This window comes from Albidovulum litorale (assembly GCF_025751495.1).
Classification (GTDB): domain Bacteria; phylum Pseudomonadota; class Alphaproteobacteria; order Rhodobacterales; family Rhodobacteraceae; genus Albidovulum; species Albidovulum litorale.
In genome coordinates this window covers 552,063-565,290 of the sequence record NZ_JAOWKZ010000003.1, presented here as the reverse complement: position 1 = coordinate 565,290, position 13,228 = coordinate 552,063, and the positions used below count along the sequence as shown (strand labels likewise).

General features: G+C 60.6%; 13 protein-coding genes. 10 read left to right on the top strand and 3 right to left on the bottom strand.

All coding sequences use genetic code 11. The annotated features are described in order from the left end of the window. Window positions 1-2 precede the first annotated feature (2 nt). From OEZ71_RS13675 to miaA, 3 genes are all read right to left on the bottom strand, one after another. On the bottom strand, window positions 3-1,646 hold the full coding sequence (locus OEZ71_RS13675; RefSeq protein WP_263740544.1) for an ABC transporter substrate-binding protein: 1,644 nt from the start codon (window positions 1,644-1,646) through the stop codon (window positions 3-5). A 203-nt stretch (window positions 1,647-1,849) separates the two neighbouring features. Next, the gene (locus OEZ71_RS13670) at window positions 1,850-2,752 is read right to left on the bottom strand and encodes an AraC family transcriptional regulator (RefSeq protein WP_263740543.1); all 903 of its coding nucleotides are present in this window, start codon (window positions 2,750-2,752) and stop codon (window positions 1,850-1,852) included. A 152-nt stretch (window positions 2,753-2,904) separates the two neighbouring features. After that, window positions 2,905-3,780, bottom strand: coding sequence for a tRNA (adenosine(37)-N6)-dimethylallyltransferase MiaA (miaA, locus tag OEZ71_RS13665; protein WP_263740873.1), 876 nt, complete (start codon window positions 3,778-3,780; stop codon window positions 2,905-2,907). A gap of 138 nt (window positions 3,781-3,918) precedes the next feature. Here miaA and pyrH point away from each other — a divergent pair, with 138 nt between their 5' ends. The 10 genes from pyrH (at window position 3,919) to fabZ (ending at window position 13,228) form a co-directional block, all read left to right on the top strand. Further along, the gene (gene pyrH, locus OEZ71_RS13660) at window positions 3,919-4,650 is read left to right on the top strand and encodes a UMP kinase (RefSeq protein WP_263740542.1); all 732 of its coding nucleotides are present in this window, start codon (window positions 3,919-3,921) and stop codon (window positions 4,648-4,650) included. Between the two features lie 77 nt (window positions 4,651-4,727). Next, the gene (gene frr, locus OEZ71_RS13655) at window positions 4,728-5,291 is read left to right on the top strand and encodes a ribosome recycling factor (RefSeq protein WP_263740541.1); all 564 of its coding nucleotides are present in this window, start codon (window positions 4,728-4,730) and stop codon (window positions 5,289-5,291) included. A gap of 36 nt (window positions 5,292-5,327) precedes the next feature. Then, window positions 5,328-6,056 carry an isoprenyl transferase gene (locus OEZ71_RS13650; RefSeq protein ID WP_263740540.1) on the top strand — a complete coding sequence of 243 codons (729 nt, stop codon included), beginning with the start codon at window positions 5,328-5,330 and terminating at the stop codon, window positions 6,054-6,056. Beyond that, complete coding sequence (locus OEZ71_RS13645) at window positions 6,053-6,850, top strand: phosphatidate cytidylyltransferase (protein WP_263740539.1); 798 nt, start codon at window positions 6,053-6,055, stop codon at window positions 6,848-6,850. Before OEZ71_RS13650 ends, OEZ71_RS13645 begins: the two co-directional genes overlap by 4 nt. A 4-nt stretch (window positions 6,851-6,854) precedes the next feature. Then, entirely contained in the window at window positions 6,855-8,036 is a 1,182-nt protein-coding gene (dxr, locus tag OEZ71_RS13640) for a 1-deoxy-D-xylulose-5-phosphate reductoisomerase (protein WP_263740537.1), read from the top strand. Between the two features lie 2 nt (window positions 8,037-8,038). Further along, the gene (rseP, locus tag OEZ71_RS13635; protein ID WP_263740872.1) at window positions 8,039-9,376 is read left to right on the top strand and encodes an RIP metalloprotease RseP; all 1,338 of its coding nucleotides are present in this window, start codon (window positions 8,039-8,041) and stop codon (window positions 9,374-9,376) included. 101 nt (window positions 9,377-9,477) lie between these two features. Further along, a complete protein-coding gene (locus OEZ71_RS13630; RefSeq protein ID WP_263740536.1) occupies window positions 9,478-9,642 on the top strand; it encodes a hypothetical protein in 165 nt (54 codons plus the stop codon). Window positions 9,643-9,774: 132 nt separating this feature from the next. After that, the gene (bamA, locus tag OEZ71_RS13625) at window positions 9,775-12,102 is read left to right on the top strand and encodes an outer membrane protein assembly factor BamA (protein ID WP_263740535.1); all 2,328 of its coding nucleotides are present in this window, start codon (window positions 9,775-9,777) and stop codon (window positions 12,100-12,102) included. After that, entirely contained in the window at window positions 12,102-12,695 is a 594-nt protein-coding gene (locus tag OEZ71_RS13620) for an OmpH/Skp family outer membrane protein (protein ID WP_263740534.1), read from the top strand. The genes bamA and OEZ71_RS13620 overlap by 1 nt, the downstream gene beginning before the upstream one ends. A gap of 74 nt (window positions 12,696-12,769) precedes the next feature. Further along, window positions 12,770-13,228: a 3-hydroxyacyl-ACP dehydratase FabZ gene (gene fabZ, locus OEZ71_RS13615; RefSeq protein ID WP_263740533.1), complete on the top strand. Its 459-nt coding sequence runs from the start codon at window positions 12,770-12,772 to the stop codon at window positions 13,226-13,228.

The window sequence follows — 13,228 nt, the reverse complement described above, 5'->3', positions numbered from 1 at the left end:
GATCAGGCCTCGATCGACCACTTGTAGTGGTGGTGCTCGAAGGTCGGGTGCATGTCGGCACCCTTCACGCTTTCGCGGAAGTGCCGGTAGACGTTCCGCCAGTAGGGCTGGATCAGCACACCATCGTCCTGCATCAGCTTCTCGATCTTGGCCATCACCTCACGCCGTGCATCGGCATCAGCGATGGACATGGCTTCGGCCAGAAGCGAGTCGAACTCGGCGCTGGCATAGGCCGTTTCGTTCCAGGCCACGCCCGACTTGTAGGCAAGCGCAAGGACCTGCACGCCAAGCGGACGCATGTTCCACTCGGTGGCCGAGAACGGATACTTCGCCCAATCGTTCCAGAAGGTCGAGCCGGGCAGGATCGTCCGCTTGATGTTGATGCCTGCGTCGCGAAGCTGTGCGGCCACTGCATCACAAGAGTTCGCCTGCCAGGCGTCGTCGATCGAGATCAGCTCGAACTCGGTGTCGGCATGGCCGGCCGCGTCGATCATCTCTTTCGCCTTGGCCGGATCGACCACCAGCGGCGGCAGTTCGGCATATTCCGGGTGGATCGGGCAGACATGGTGGTTTTCGGCCGGGCTACCGAGATTGGCGTAGCCGAGCTCCAGCACGACCGAGTTATCCACGGCCATCTGCAGCGCCTTACGGACATTCACGTCCTTGTAAAGCTCCGCGTCCTGGTTGAAGCGCACCGCGAGCGTGGCCGAGGTGACCGCTTCAGACTTGGTCCAGCCGATCGAGTCGAAGATGTCGACGAAATCACCGTCAGTGCGGTGCAGCATGTCGATTTCTTCAGCCTCAGCAGCGGCAAGGAACGACGACGGGTCGGTGCCGAGGTCGATATACTCGATCCGGTCCAGATAGGGACCGCCATACACCTCGGTGCCCCACCAGGTGTGGTCGGGATTCTTGACCAGAACCTGCTTAACACCGACTTCGTTCGATTCCGGCAGATACGGGCCGGTGCCGATCGGGTTGGCGGACGGATCGCCATTGTCATAGGACGAATGCACGACAGCGGCCGGATAGTCCGCCATACCGACGATGATCGTGATGTCGGGCGCGGGCAAAGTCAGCTTGACCGTGTGGTCATCGACGACAGTGATCGCGCCGTCGCGGGCCATCTTGGTGCCTTCGTCAACCAGCGCACCCATCCGCGCGGCCATCGAGTTACCTTCGACATTGGCGTCGCACCAGCGGGTGATGTTGTTGGCCACGTCGGCGGCGGTGAAGTCGTCGCCGTTGTTCCACTTGACGCCCTGACGGACCTTCAGCGTGTATTCGGTGGCGTCTTCGTTAACTTCCCAGCTTTCGAGAAGCATTCCGCGGATCGAACCGTCGCCGTTATATTCGACAAGGTAGTCGAGCCAGCCGCGCGCGAAGTTCGCGAGTTCCGACCAGTCCCAGGTGCGCGGGTCTTTCTGCGCCTTGGTCTCAAGCTGGCAACGGATCGTGCCGCCCATCGTCTGGGCACGGGCTTGCTGCGGCGCGGTAAGGCCGAGAAGGCCGTAAGCCGCGGCCGAGCTGACGCCAAGCGCGGAGGCCCGGGTCAGAAACTCGCGACGGCTCAGCGAACCGGCACGAACTTCATCGGCGTAGAGTTTGGCCGCCGGATGGACATCCGGCGTGAAGTGCTTAGTCATGCTTTTTCTCCCTGCGTGACTTTTTTTATTCCGCCGCGGCAACGACCGGTCTGATACCGGCCCCCCATGCGCAACGAAATTACTCACCGAAGCATTGCGCCCGGTTTTTGTCGCTGCGTCAACGCCGGATTCCGTCACTTTCGAAGATTTTACGACATTGACGGTTGGTTCGGCGGCAAAGTTCAGTCGGGCTGAACCAGTATTCAGCCAGCCTTGCGAAACGCTGTAGGAGTCTTGCCGGTCCGGTGCTGAAATGCCCTTGTAAAGTAGGCAGCGGACGTAAAGCCAAGCTCTTGCGAGACGTGCGAGATCGGCATGCGGGTTTCGGTCAGTAGAATGCGCGCCTCGAAGATCACCCGGTCGTGCAGCAGGTCCGAAGCGGAGCGGCCACAGCTTTGATTGCAGACGCGCGTCAGGTGGGTCGGCGTTACACCCAATTCGCGCGCGTATTCTGCAACGCCTTTGCCGCTACGGAAGTCGCGTTCGAGCAGTTCGGTATAGCGCGCGGCAAGACGGGCTGCCGCGCCGGGTTTTTTTGCATCCGCCTTGGCAATCTCCACCTGCCGTTCAAGCCAAACGCCGAGAAGGCCGAGATGGTGATGCGCGGCTCGTTCTGCGCCTGGTTTGCCACTGTCCAGTTCCCGCTGGACGTTGTCGATCAGGCCGGAAAGCTCGGCCTGCGGCCCGACATCGCGTATGCGCAGATGATGGGCCGTGCCGGGCAGGGAAAGGTCGGTGCCACGCCCGAAGAAGACAGCCGTACCATAGCTTTGGCTGCCGACATCATAGCCATGCATGACACCGGCAGGGATAAAGATCGCATTATGTGCGCCGTAACCGCGAGTGACTCCATTGACCGTGATGCGGCCCTGACCCCGCGTGAACCACAGCAGAAGCGGTTCGGAATAGGACCGCATCGCCTCGACCCGCCAGCGTCCGCCAGCGGCAAGACGTGGAATTGGGACGATACGCAGCTTTGAGGTCTTCTCGGCAGGGCTCGTTGCAGAGACAGCCGTTTTATCCGGATTGTCATTGCCACCGCGCGCGTCCCGCTTCGCCGACGGGTCGGAGAATTTCGACAGTGGCGTGCCGGTGAAGAGTTTCACAGGACAAATCCTCAAGATCCGGTCGCGGTGTTGTCGACCACTTGGTTGCAATCGGTTCAGGGCCCGGGCGACGGGAGTCTATGCGGGCCGATTCGGAAACCCAAGGGAAAATGTCCGGAACACAGTGCTGTCGGCGGTGCGTGGCCGACCGGTCACGGGCGAACGATCCGCTGCCAGCCCCGCATTCTGCCCCGGAACCAGCTGCGCTGGCGTTTTGCATACTGGCGGCTGGAGGCCTGCGCTGCCGTTATCGCGTCTCGCAGTGTGATCTCTCCCCTGAGATGGCTGATCAGTTCCGGCGCGCCGATGGCTTTGGCCCAGAGAGAGGAGGGGGACCAGTACGGCAGGACAGCCCGGACTTCATCCACAGCGCCCGCCTCGACCATCAATTCGAACCTCCGGTCGATCCGCTTGGCCAGCCAGTCGCGGTCGGCATCGAGAACAAGCGCGGTACAGTCCCTGAGCGGCAGGAGCGGCGCGCCCGTCTCAGCCTGCCATTCGATCAATCCCCGACCGGTTGCCCGCAACACTTCCCACGCCCTCTGGATGCGGGCAGGGTTTTGCCGGTCGATGCGGGCTGCGGTTGCTGCGTCCAACTCGGCCCGCATCGCCTCATGCCCGGCGCTTGCGAGACGTCGGTCCGCCTCGGCTCTAATCTCTGCCGGTATGGCGGGAATGTCGGCCAGCCCTTCGGTCAGCGCGGTCAGGTAAAGGCCGGTTCCACCGACGATAACCGGCCGTTCCGGGCCTTTCAGGATCGGTTCGACCTCACGCAGCCAGTGGCCCACCGAATAATCCGCATCTCGTGGCAGATGACCGTAGAGCAGATGCGGTGCCTCGGCCTCTTCCTCGGCGCTGGGTCGGGCCGACAATACCCGCCAGCAGGACCAGACCTGCAATGCGTCGGCATTGACGATCACGCCGCCCTGCGTCCGGGCGATTTCTAGCGCCAGTGCAGATTTGCCTGAAGCGGTCGCCCCGGCGATCACGACAGGTCTCTCTGAGTCTATGTTCTTTATAAAATCCAGTGCCTTGCCTGCCGATGCTCATGTGCCCTTGTGCCGCAGGCAAATTCCGGCCGGACTTTCCGCCCGAGCCCGGTTGAACCCGCCGCCGATTTCCTCCATTTTGCGCGCGATCGAACGGGGCGGCAAGGGAAGCAGAGCATGGACGCGTCACAGGAACCGAAAGTCACCTATAAACGCGTTCTTCTGAAAATCTCCGGCGAGGCCCTGATGGGCGATCAGGGCTATGGTCTGCATCCCCCGACCGTCAACCGCATCGCGGCGGAAGTGAAATCGGTTCACGACCTCGGTGTCGAGATTTGCATGGTCATCGGCGGTGGCAACATCTTTCGGGGCCTGCAAGGCTCCGCACAGGGGATGGAGCGGACGACGGCCGACTACATGGGCATGTTGGCCACCGTGATGAACGCGCTTGCGATGCAGGCAGCCCTTGAGGCGCTGGGCATCCATACCCGTGTGATCAGCGCCATTCCGATGGATCAGGTCTGCGAACCCTATATCCGCCGCCGCGCGGTCCGCCACCTTGAGAAAAAGCGGGTCTGTATCTTCGCCGCCGGCACCGGCAACCCTTATTTCACCACCGACACCGCCGCGACGCTCCGCGCCAATGAGATGAGCTGCGAGGCGATCTTCAAGGGCACCAAGGTGGACGGGGTCTATGACAAGGACCCGGTCAAGCACGCCGACGCCAAGCGCTATGACAAGGTCAGCTATGACGAGGTGCTGCAAAAGCACCTTGGCGTCATGGATGCTTCGGCCATCGCGCTTGCCCGTGACAACCACCTGCCGATCATCGTCTTTTCGCTGGATGAGCCGGGCGGTTTCCGCGGCATCCTGTCGGGTGACGGAACCTACACGCTGGTTGGCGGTTGAAATTCTACCCTTCCGGCGCGGTTTCGTGCTAAAGGGCGCAAAACGAAAAGATTAACGAGCACAAGACGGAATACCCCATGTCCGACGATATTGAGATCGACACTGATGACCTTGAGCGCCGTATGGACGGCGCGATGGGCGCGCTTCGCCACGAATTCGGCACGCTGAGAACGGGTCGCGCCTCGGCCACGATGGTGGAGCCGGTGATGGTTGACGCCTATGGCGCGATGACACCGATCAACCAGGTCGGCACGATCAACGTGCCGGAACCGCGCATGGTCACGATCAACGTCTGGGACAAGGGGCTCGTGAGCAAGGTTGAAAAGGCGATCCGCGAAAGCGGGCTTGGCATCAATCCACAGCTTAATGGCACGATCATAATGTTGCCGATTCCGGAGCTAAACGAGGAACGCCGCCGCGAATTGACCAAAGTTGCGGCACAATATGCCGAAAATGCTCGTGTAGCGATTCGCAATGTGCGCCGTGACGGCATGGACCAGATCAAGAAGGCCAAGGGTGACGGCATGAGCGAGGATGACCAGAAGTTCTGGCATGACGAAGTTCAGGCCATGACCGACCGGCACATCGCGCTTGTCGACAAGGCGCTGGAAGAGAAGCAGGCGGAGATCATGCAGGTCTGAGGACCGGCAGGTCCCGGGGGCGGAAAGGGCAGGCCGATGGCCGCGAAGGACATCACGGGCAGCGTTCCGGCGCATGTCGCCATCATCATGGATGGCAACGGCCGCTGGGCAACCAGCCGGGGCTGGCCGCGTCTTGTTGGCCACCGTCGGGGGGCGGAACGTGTCCGCACCATCGTCGAGGCGGCGCCCGGGCTCGGTATCCGCTATCTCACGCTTTACGCCTTTTCGACGGAAAACTGGAAGCGTTCGACCGAAGAGGTCATCGGCCTGATGACGATCTTCGCCCGCTACATCCAGTCGGAAGCCGAACGGCTTTCGGCTGAGGGTGTGCGGCTGCGCTTTATTGGTGAGCGGTCGCGGCTCGACAAGAAGCTGCAAAAGCTGATGGCCGGGATTGAGGAGCGGACGAAGGACAACGACCGGCTGCATCTGACCGTCGCCATCAACTATGGCGGCCGGGACGAACTGGCGCGCGCGGCGAAGAAGGTGGCCGAGGATGTCGCCGCAGGTCGTCTGGCCCCTGATGAGGTCGATGAGGCCGCGATCGAAGCCCGCCTTGACACCCATGACCTGCCGGACCCTGATCTTGTGATCCGCACTTCGGGCGAGACGCGGATCTCGAACTACCTGCTTTGGCAGTCGGCGTATTCGGAATACGAGTTCACCGATACGCTCTGGCCCGATTTCACCCCGGCTGAGCTTGAAGCGATCATGGCCCGCTTCACCGACCGTGAACGCCGTTACGGCGGCGCGCTGAGCGCATGAGCGATGCATCCGGTAAATGGGGCGACCTCGCGCCGCGCCTGATCTCGGGCGCGGCGATGGCGCTTGGCGGGTTGCTTCTGGTCTGGCTCGGTGGGCCGTGGTTTGCAGCACTGGCCATCGTTGCAGGTGCGCTTATGGTCTGGGAACTGGCGGCGATGACCGACCGGGGGCGCCCGTCCGAGGCCGTGATGCTCGCCGTGTTGGCCGCTGTTGCCCTGACAATCGTGCTTTATACCCGTGATCCGTTCCTGCTGCCGCTTTTGGCGCTGCCGACGATCGTCGGTCTGGTGCGGCCGGGCCGACCGATGCGGGTCGATTATGGCATTTATTCGATTGCGATCATGATCGCCTGCTACGGGCTCGTCGCTTTCCGCGAAGGCTACGGAATGCTCTGGCTTCTCTGGCTGATCCTTGTCGTCGTCGTGACAGACATTGCCGGGTATTTTGCGGGCCGCATCATCGGGGGCCCGAAATTCTGGCCGCGTTTCAGCCCCAAGAAGACCTGGTCGGGCACTGCCGCGGGATGGATCGCGGCGGCCATCGTCGGCCTCATCTTCCTGCAAATCTCGACCGCCGGGCGAGACCTGATCTGGATTTCGGCACTTCTGGCCTTTGCCTCGCAGCTTGGCGATATCGCCGAAAGCGCGATCAAGCGGCGCTCGGGCGTCAAAGATAGTTCGCGCCTCATCCCGGGCCATGGCGGGCTGATGGACCGGTTCGACGGGCTTTTGGGGGCGGCCTTGTTCATGCTGCTTGTGGCCCAGCTCACGCCGGTCCCCGTCGTCCGGTTCTGAGCCGATGCGCAGCGTATCGGTTTTCGGCGCCACAGGTTCCATCGGCGAAAGCACCTTTGACCTTCTGATGCGGCAGGGTGGGGCGCAGGCCTACCGGACGGTTGCCCTGACCGGTGGCAGGAATGTCGCGCGATTGGCTGAACAGGCCAAGGCACTGAAAGCCGAGGTCGCGGTTATCGCAGACGACGCTTTGCTGCCCGACCTGAAAGCCGCGCTTCAGGGTTCTGGTACTGTCGCTGCGGCCGGGCAGAATGCCCTTTTGGAAGCGGCCGACCGCCCCGTTGACTGGATCATGTCCGGTATCGTCGGTGCCGCCGGTCTTGCGCCCGGATTCCGTGCCCTGTCGCATGGTGGCACTCTGGCCTTGGCCAACAAGGAAAGCCTCGTGACCGCCGGGCCTTTGCTGATGGCCGAGGCGCGCGCCCATGGTGCCCGTATCCTGCCGGTGGACAGTGAACATTCGGCGGTTTTTCAAGCTTTGGTCGGCGAAGAAATGGAGGCGGTGGAAGCGATCACCATCACCGCCTCGGGCGGCGCCTTTCGCGATTGGCCGCTCGAACGGCTGGCGACGGCAACGGTGGCAGAGGCCTCCACCCACCCCAACTGGGCGATGGGACAGCGGATCACTATCGATTCCGCGTCGATGTTCAACAAGGCGCTGGAGATCATCGAAACCCACGAATTCTTCGGTATCGAACCTGAACGGATCGAAGTTCTCGTTCATCCGGAATCCCTCGTCCATGCGCTTGTCGGTTTCCGGGACGGCGGCGTTATCGGCCATCTTGGGGCGCCGGATATGCGCCACGCGATTGGCTATGCGCTGAACTGGCCCGAACGCAATCATCTGCCGGTGTCGCGGCTGAACCTCGCGAAGATCGGGCAACTGAGCTTTTCGGCCCCCGACCCGGCGCGCTATCCCGCGTTGCGCCTCGCGCGCGAGGTGATGGCGGCGGGCGGGCTGAGTGGCGCGGCGTTCAACGCATCGAAGGAGGCTGCGCTTGATGCCTTCATTGACGGTCGCATCGGTTTCACCAAGATGGCCGACGTGGTCGAGGACGTGCTGGAACGGCTTTCGCGGGATACGGGGCTTGGCAAACCGGCCACGAGCCTCGATATGGTTCTGGATGCGGATCGCACCGCGCGCCGCATGACTGTTGAAGTGATTAAAGATATGCAGAGGACGTGACCTTGGATTTTCCCGGCCTTCTGGCTTCCGCTCTTGATACCTTGCAGACCGTCGGCGCCTTCCTCGTCGCGCTGTCGATCATCGTGGCAGTTCACGAATATGGCCATTACATCGTCGGGCGCTGGTCGGGTATTCATGCCGAGGTTTTCTCGCTCGGTTTTGGTCCCAGGCTCTGGTCGCGCATCGACAAGCGCGGCACCCGCTGGCAGGTGGCCGCGATCCCCTTCGGCGGATACGTGAAGTTCCTCGGTGATGCCAATGCGGCCTCGGCGGGTGCAGATGTCGATACGATGTCACGACTTTCGAACGAAGAACGTCGCCACACGATGCACGGTGCCCCCCTTTGGGCCCGCGCGGCGACCGTTTTTGCAGGCCCATTTTTCAATTTTGTTTTGTCCTTCCTGATCTTCGCAGCAATGCCTTTTGCAACCGGCCTTGCCACCGACCGGCCCGAGATCGCCGCGCTGATGCCTGTGCCTGTGGAAAACGGCTTGGCCCCGGGGGACCGCATTCTCAAGGTGAACGGACATGAAACGCCAGACTATGAGGCGCTGAACAAAGTGGTCGATACGCTGCCCCCTAGCGATACGGTAGACTACCTTGTGCTGCGAGACGGGGCAGAGGTAACGGTGACTGGACCGACATTGATCCCGCCGATGATCGGTGGCATCCAGCCCAAGAGCGCCGCGCAGGATGCCGGGCTGATGATCGGTGACGTCATCACCGCCGTTGATGGAATGCCCACGCCGCGGTTTTCCGATGTCCAAAGCCTGATCCGTTCGGGCGGCGGGCAGGAGGTGACGCTGACCGTGTGGCGTGCAGGTGAAATCCTTGAAGCCCGCCTTAAACCACGCCCACGACCGGTAGAGGCCGACGATGGTGGTCTGGAAACCGGTTATCTGATTGGCTTCAGTTCGGGCTATGTCTTCGAGCCGATGACGCGCCTTCCCGGCCTGACCGAGGCGGCGCGAATTGGGGTGATGCAGACCTACCGCGTGATCGAAGGGACGTTCATCGGCATCGGCAGCGTCGTGGGTGGCAAGATTTCCAGCTGCAATATCAATGGACCGATCGCCATCGCCCAGGCAACCAGCACGGCCGCAAGCGCCGGGTTGTCGTCGTTCATATGGCTTGTAGCGGCGCTCTCGACGGCGATCGGACTTTTGAATCTGTTCCCCATCCCGGTTCTCGATGGTGGCCATCTGGTCTTCCATGCCTATGAATGGGCATTCGGACGTCCGCCATCGGACAAAGTGATGAACGTTGCCATGGCCATCGGTCTGACGCTGGTGCTGGCGCTGATGGCATTCGGCCTGAGCAACGACCTGTTCTGCGTCTGAATTGCGCAAACGGCGTCTTGTCACCGCGAATAAGCCGCAAAACCGCCACATTCCAAACCTAGCTTGTTTGGCAACCGTGAACCGCCGGGAGGCCTAGGACGATGCAACTGATCCAGAATGGATATCGGAGCTTTTCTCTGATGATGGATCTTGGCCTTGACCGGATTCTCATACCTCTTGCGATTGTGGTCGGGCTCGCTGGCGGTGCAATGATCGGCGCCGAACTGTCCCAGATCCAGAAGCACGAGCAGCATTTCATTCGCTGAGGGCTCTGTTCCTCCAGCACCGAAGTTTTTACGGCGCGCCCCACTCGGTGGCGCGCCGTCGCTTTTGACAAGCATCTGCTTTATCGGTAGTCACGTTTCCAAAGATAGTGGCATTCATCCAGGGGGCAGATCATGGTGTCGGACGGGCAGGGCGTACTGGGTGCAAGCAATGTTCTTGCAGGTCGTGCAAAGGCGGCACTTTTTGTTTTTTTCACAATACTTTTCGGTCTTTTCTTCACTGCGGCGACGGCGCAGAACTATGCGTTTTCGCGGATTGTGGTCGAAGGGAACGAGCATATTGAACCGGCCACAATCGTGAAATTCGCTGGAATCGCCCAAGGCGAAAGCGTCACCGCGGGCGCGCTCAATGATGCGGTTCAGCGGTTGAATGCCTCGGGTCTATTCAAAAGCGTTGACGTTGTGCCCTCTGGCGGCACGCTGGTCATCCGGGTGGTGGAAAACCCTACGATCAATACCGTTTCCTACGAGGGCAACAAGCGCATCAAGGACGAACAGCTTGCGGGCGTCATCAAATCGCAGTCCCGGCGCGTCTACTCGACACTGCAGGCCGAAGCCGATGCCGCGGCGATCACTGAGGCCTATGCCCTAGCTGGCCGACTGGCCGCCCGGGTCGAGCCGCGGATCATCGAACGCGACGGCAACCGCGTTGATCTGGTGTTTGAAATCCGCGAAGGCCGGGTGACCGAGATCGAGCGGCTGTCCTTTACCGGCAACCGCGCCTATTCGGACCGTCGTCTGCGCCAGGTGCTTGAAACCAAGCAAGCCGGTCTGCTGCGTAACATCATTCAGCGCGATACCTTCATCGCGGACAGGGTCGAGTTCGACAAGCAGCTATTAACCGATTTCTACCGTTCGCGTGGGTTTATAGACTTTCAGGTCCTTTCTGTTTCGCGCGAGTTCTCGCAGGAACGCGACGCTTTCTTCCTCACTTTCGCGGTGCGCGAGGGGTTGAGCTATAAGTTCGGTAACGTCAGCACCGTCAGTGAATATGACGGCGTCGATGTCGAGGAATACGCAAAGGCGGTGCGGCTTCGCTCCGGCCTAACCTACTCACCGAACCTGATCGACAACAACATCGATCGTCTCGAAGCGGTTGCGCTTAAGCAGGGCGTCAACTTCATGGCGGTCGTTCCGCGTATTACCCGGAATGAACGTGAACAGACTCTGGATGTGGTCTTTGCACTGACCAAGGGGCCACGGGTTTTCGTCGAGCGTATTGATATCGAGGGTAATGCGACGACCCTCGACAAGGTGATCCGCCGTCAGTTCAAGACGGTCGAAGGCGACCCGTTCAATCCGCGCGAAATCCGTGAGGGTGCGGAACGGATCCGAGCGCTTGATTTCTTTGAAACGGCAGAGGTCGACGCACGTCAGGGCACCGCCTCGGATCAGGTGATTGTCGACGTCAATGTGGAGGAGAAGCCGACCGGGTCGCTGACCTTCGGTGCAAGCTATTCGGTATCGAATGGTGTTGGCTTCAATATCGGTCTGTCCGAAGCGAACTTCCTTGGTCGCGGCCAGTTCGTGAGTCTCAACCTGACGGCGGGTACCGACAACAAGAACAGTTCAATCACCTTCATCGAACCGGCTTTCCTCGACCGGGATCTGCGTTTTCGTTTCACCGGTTATTACAACACTACGGAAAACGACAACTCGGATTATTCAACTCAACGCATTGGGTTCTCGCCATCGATTGAGTTCCCGATCAGCGAGTTCGGGCGGTTGGAACTGCGGTACAGCATCTCGCAGGACGACTTGTTCGATGTAGATGCGAATTCCTCGACATTGCTTAAGAATGAGGAAGCGCTGGGCGCCCAGATCACGAGCTCACTCGGCTACGCCTATACATATGACACCCGCATTGGCGGACTCGACCCGAACCGATCGTTCCGGCTCAGATTCGGTCAGGACTTCGCAGGCGTCGGTGGCGACATTCAAAGTGTTACCACAAATGCGCTTGCATCCTACCAGCAGAAGGCGTTCCGCGAAGAGGTCACGCTTCGGGCAGAGCTTGAAGGCGGTGCAGTTGTGACGACCAATGGCGACAGCCGATTGCTCGACCGCTTCACCGGCAACGGCAAGATTCGGGGTTTCGAACCGAATGGTATCGGCCCGCGCGATCTTACGGTGGCGAACGAAGATGCCCTCGGCGGCAACTTCTTCGCAGTAGCGCGTTTCGAGGCAGAATTCCCGCTCGGTCTGCCCGAAGAATATGGCATCACCGGTGGTCTTTTCGCCGATGTCGGTTCGGTCTGGGGGTTGGATGACAATCTCAGCGGTTCAATCGATGACGACCTCAAACTTCGGAGTGTGATTGGTGTTTCGATCTTCTGGGATACCCCACTCGGTCCCTTGCGGTTCAACTTCTCCAAAGCGTTGCAAAAGGAAAGCTACGATAAGGAGCAGAACTTCGACTTGACCGTTTCGACGCGCTTCTGATGCGCGGGGTGTTGGCGGCGCTGGTGGTTCTGGCGCTTGCGGCTGGGTTCGGCCGCGCGGCCGCGCAGGAAACGGTGTCGCCCGTACCAAGTCCGATTGTAACGCTTGATCAGGAACGGCTTTTTTCCGAATCCCTATGGGGCAAACGTGCGGCGGAACGCATTGAGGCGCGTTCCACCGAACTGGCCTTGGAGAACCGGCAGATCGAAGGGGAACTGACCGTCGAGGAGCGGGCATTGACCGACCGTCGCGCGACGATGACGCCCGAAGCATTCAGGGCAGCTGCCGATGCTTTCGATGCCAAAGTGACCGAGATCCGCCAGACCCAGGACGCAAAACTCCGTGCTATAGGTCGCCTGCAGGAGACTGAGCGCCAGCGATTCCTTGCAGCGGCCTTTCCTGTGATCGGCGATGTTGTTCGCAGCCGGGGAGCGGTTGCGGTGCTCGATTCACGGGCAATCTTTCTGGCCGCAGAAGCGATCGACATCACCGATATCCTGATTGAGCGTATCGACACGGAACTTGGCGCCGGGGATGATGTCGCCGCACCTGACGCCTTACAGTCAGATCCCGGCTCCACAAACGGCGACTGAGCGCTGCTGCTTGCCAGTGTGTAACCGAGTTGTTAGCAAGACCTGACTGACACGCCCCGCTGGGAGAGAAACGCATGACCGCAACGCCAATCACCGAGGCCGATATCCATCTGATTCAGCGGATCATCCCGCATCGATATCCGTTCTTGCTGATTGACAAGGTGGTTGACATTGTCCCGAACGAGCGTTGCACCGGCATCAAGAACGTCACGTTCAACGAGCCGCATTTCCAGGGTCATTTTCCCGCCAAGCCGATCATGCCCGGCGTAACCATTGTCGAAGCGATGGCGCAGGCTGCAGCGGTTCTCGTCGGAATTTCGATGGATGTAGTCGGTCGCGATCTTCTGACCTATTTTCTCTCCATCGACGGCTGCAAGTTCCGTCGTATGGTCGTGCCCGGTGACGTTCTGGAGCTGCACATGACGGTCAAGCGCGGCGGCGGCAAGATCTGGAAATTTCATGGTGCGGCAAAGGTTGGCAGCGAGCTGGCCTGTGAGGCCGACATCGCGGCGATGATGGATCTTCGGGACTGA

Excerpts from the sequence above, each read along its gene's own strand:
- OEZ71_RS13675 (WP_263740544.1), bottom strand. The coding sequence starts at position 1,646 with ATGACTAAGCACTTCACGCCGGATGTCCATCCGGCGGCCAAACTCTAC.
- pyrH (WP_263740542.1), top strand. The coding sequence starts at position 3,919 with ATGGACGCGTCACAGGAACCGAAAGTCACCTATAAACGCGTTCTTCTG.
- frr (WP_263740541.1), top strand. The coding sequence starts at position 4,728 with ATGTCCGACGATATTGAGATCGACACTGATGACCTTGAGCGCCGTATG.
- OEZ71_RS13650 (WP_263740540.1), top strand. The coding sequence starts at position 5,328 with ATGGCCGCGAAGGACATCACGGGCAGCGTTCCGGCGCATGTCGCCATC.
- OEZ71_RS13645 (WP_263740539.1), top strand. The coding sequence starts at position 6,053 with ATGAGCGATGCATCCGGTAAATGGGGCGACCTCGCGCCGCGCCTGATC.
- dxr (WP_263740537.1), top strand. The coding sequence starts at position 6,855 with ATGCGCAGCGTATCGGTTTTCGGCGCCACAGGTTCCATCGGCGAAAGC.
- OEZ71_RS13630 (WP_263740536.1), top strand. The coding sequence starts at position 9,478 with ATGCAACTGATCCAGAATGGATATCGGAGCTTTTCTCTGATGATGGAT.
- bamA (WP_263740535.1), top strand. The coding sequence starts at position 9,775 with ATGGTGTCGGACGGGCAGGGCGTACTGGGTGCAAGCAATGTTCTTGCA.
- OEZ71_RS13620 (WP_263740534.1), top strand. The coding sequence starts at position 12,102 with ATGCGCGGGGTGTTGGCGGCGCTGGTGGTTCTGGCGCTTGCGGCTGGG.
- fabZ (WP_263740533.1), top strand. The coding sequence starts at position 12,770 with ATGACCGCAACGCCAATCACCGAGGCCGATATCCATCTGATTCAGCGG.